4 protein-coding genes are annotated in these 2,674 nt (G+C 37.0%); all 4 read right to left on the bottom strand.

Annotated features, from left to right (window positions below; all coding sequences use genetic code 11):
* Window positions 1-471 precede the first annotated feature (471 nt).
* Window positions 472-1,110: a 50S ribosomal protein L25 gene (locus tag ISALK_RS14770; protein WP_160723640.1), complete on the bottom strand. Its 639-nt coding sequence runs from the start codon at window positions 1,108-1,110 to the stop codon at window positions 472-474.
* 280 nt (window positions 1,111-1,390) lie between these two features.
* Window positions 1,391-1,624 carry a 30S ribosomal protein S18 gene (rpsR, locus tag ISALK_RS14765; RefSeq protein WP_160723638.1) on the bottom strand — a complete coding sequence of 78 codons (234 nt, stop codon included), beginning with the start codon at window positions 1,622-1,624 and terminating at the stop codon, window positions 1,391-1,393.
* Window positions 1,625-1,642: 18 nt separating this feature from the next.
* A complete protein-coding gene (locus ISALK_RS14760; protein WP_160723636.1) occupies window positions 1,643-2,101 on the bottom strand; it encodes a single-stranded DNA-binding protein in 459 nt (152 codons plus the stop codon).
* A 19-nt stretch (window positions 2,102-2,120) separates the two neighbouring features.
* Entirely contained in the window at window positions 2,121-2,408 is a 288-nt protein-coding gene (rpsF, locus tag ISALK_RS14755; protein WP_160723634.1) for a 30S ribosomal protein S6, read from the bottom strand.
* Between the last annotated feature and the right edge of the window lie 266 nt (window positions 2,409-2,674).

Below are 2,674 nucleotides of genomic sequence, written 5' to 3'. Positions count from 1 at the left end.
CAAGACATTTATCCGTATTTCATTACTGACTTCGAAATTTAAGCTGATATTATCAGCATTCTTAGTTTTAAAAAACTAAGGAATTTTCGAGGCTTGTCTATACTGTTTTAAATTGTCGAAGAACTGTCTGTCGTCTTTTAGAAGGTTGCCCTTCGTTTTGGCGACTTAACTAATATACCACGGTAGTGGATATCTTGTCAACGGTTTTTTTAAAAGTTTTTAAAGTTTTTAAATCCGTCGGTTAAGTCTCTTTTGACGACATAAAATAGAATAACACCTGTCATCTCATCTGTCAACAGATATTATCTATCTGGATTACTATATTTACCCCGGGGTTTTTCTCTTAAACATATTTTTTTAATTAATTTTAAACTTTTCTAAAAAAAAAGCTAAAACCCGGTCAGGTTTTAGCTTCTGTTATTCTTGAGCTATTCTTGCTACTACTTCAAAGGTTAATGAAAGAAGGCTTCTTTATTCTTCTTCATCTTCTTTCTTTTCACCGATTAGTTCCGGCTCTGTAACTTCCTCTTCTTCGGTTTCTTCCTCTTCCTCCGGTGCTGCGTACACTAGGGTAGCAATGACGGTTTCCGGATCATCAAGGATTTCAAGTTCTTCATTATCGAAGATATTTAGATCCGAAATGGTTACGTTGTCTTTTTCCTTTAGAAGGGTCAGGTCAACAAAAATGTCTTCCGGGAAGAATCTTGGAAGGGTTTGAATTTCCACTTCATCCATTTGAACTTGTACGATCTGCTCGCCTTTTTCCATTTCCTCTTTATTATGAACATAAATTGGTAGGGAGAATCGGAATTTCTCATTTTCATTTAACACTTGGAAGTCGATGTGCAATAAGTAGTTTTTCTTATTACTTCTCTGAATGTCTTTAATAATTCCAAGATGCTTTTCCCCTTCAAGGTTTAAGGCTAGTCGAGTAGATTCTCCATGACGATATAAAAGCGCTTCCATTTCCCGTTCATCCACAAGAATGCTTCGGGTTTCCATTCCCTTTGCATAAATCACTGCAGGTACTTTCTTTTGCTTTCTTGCTAGATTTGCGCTTTTTCCTCCTTTATCCTCTCGATACTTAATATTCAGTGCTGGTATTGGCATAATATTAACCCCTTTCTTCTCATTAATTTGTTTTTTATAGGTATAAAGTAGTTGAATGCAAATTCAAAATTTCCTATATGTTTAAATAATTCTACAACATTCCCTTGTCGTTGTCAACTTTTCAAGACTTGCCTGACCGACTCCCTCTCTGGAAATTCAATCCTTATCCTTAGGTCTTGATCCTTTTAGGTTCTTAATTTCTATAAAAACAGCGAGGGATGAGGCTTGGCACAGGCCTCGCAAATCAAAAAAGCAGCCGACTGTATCGGCTGCAATCCATTTACTCTACAGTATAAGGCAGTAATGCCATATGTCGAGCTTTTTTAATGCTTTGAGTCAATTGTCGTTGATGAATGGCACAAGTACCGGAAATTCTCCGTGGTAAAATCTTACCTCGTTCGGTTACATGCTTCTTCAACGTTTGAATGTCTTTATAATCGATTTGTTCAACCTTGTTTGCACAGAAGTTACAAATCTTCTTTCTTGGCTTTCTTTTTCTTCTATTATTTACCATTGTATATCCTCCTCTCAATTAAAAAGGAATATCTTCGTCATCATCTATCGCTTGAAATTCATCTAAATCCACATCCGAAGTATCAATATCATTTTTGCTCTTGTTCTCTTTCGGTTTGTCTTGATTCTTTTGATAGGATTGTGAATTTGAAGAAGACCCACCGGACTTATCCCGCCGCTCTAAAAACTCCACTTCATTAGCAACGACTTCCACGACGAATATCCGCCTACCCTCTTTATTCTCATAGCTTCGCGACTGCAGTCTTCCGAGAACCGCCACCTGTTGCCCCTTGGCTAAGTAATTCGCACAGTTTTCTGCGGTTTTTTGCCAGGTTACGATATTAAAAAAGTCTGCTTCATCGGTTTTGGAAAAAGTTCTGTTTACTGCAAGTGTGAAGGTGGCAACGGCTTTTCCCGTACCAGTAAAGCGAAGTTCAGGATCTTTTGTTAAACGACCGACTAAAGATACACTATTCATTTATTCCACCACCTTGTGATTATTCCTTGTCTAATTTTACAACCATGACACGCATAACCCCATCGGTGATACCCAGTACCCGTCGAAGCTCTTTAGGAACCTCCGTACCACTTTTAAAGTTGATTAACATGTAGCGGCCATCATTTTTTTTGTCGATTTCATAGGCTAGCTTTCGGTTTCCCCAATCGTCTACGTTTTCAATTTCCCCATCGGCTTCGATGATTCCCCGTAGTCTTTCAAGAATTGCTTCCTGCTTTTCCTCCTCAAGTTCTCCTCGAAGAATGTACATTAACTCGTAATTTTTCATTTTTACACCTCCCTTTGGACATTTAGGCTCTTTTTAAAAAAAGAGCAGAGAAATGATTTCTCATTATCGAAAATTCATTATATCATGCTCCCTTTTCCTTTGCAATTTTTTTCGGCAAATTTCTTCGGTTGTTTATCTTTGTTTAATTGTAAAAGTAAATTAGACCCCTATTTATAAAACTGTCTAATTTAGTCTTACAAATCCAGAGGTCTAATTTAACCTTACATACTTTTGAGTATTATTAGCAGCTGTTTTGTGAAATTTCT

It is taken from the genome of Isachenkonia alkalipeptolytica (genome assembly GCF_009910325.1).
GTDB lineage: Bacteria > Bacillota > Clostridia > Peptostreptococcales > T1SED10-28 > Isachenkonia > Isachenkonia alkalipeptolytica.
This window is presented reverse-complemented; position numbering and strand designations above follow the sequence as displayed.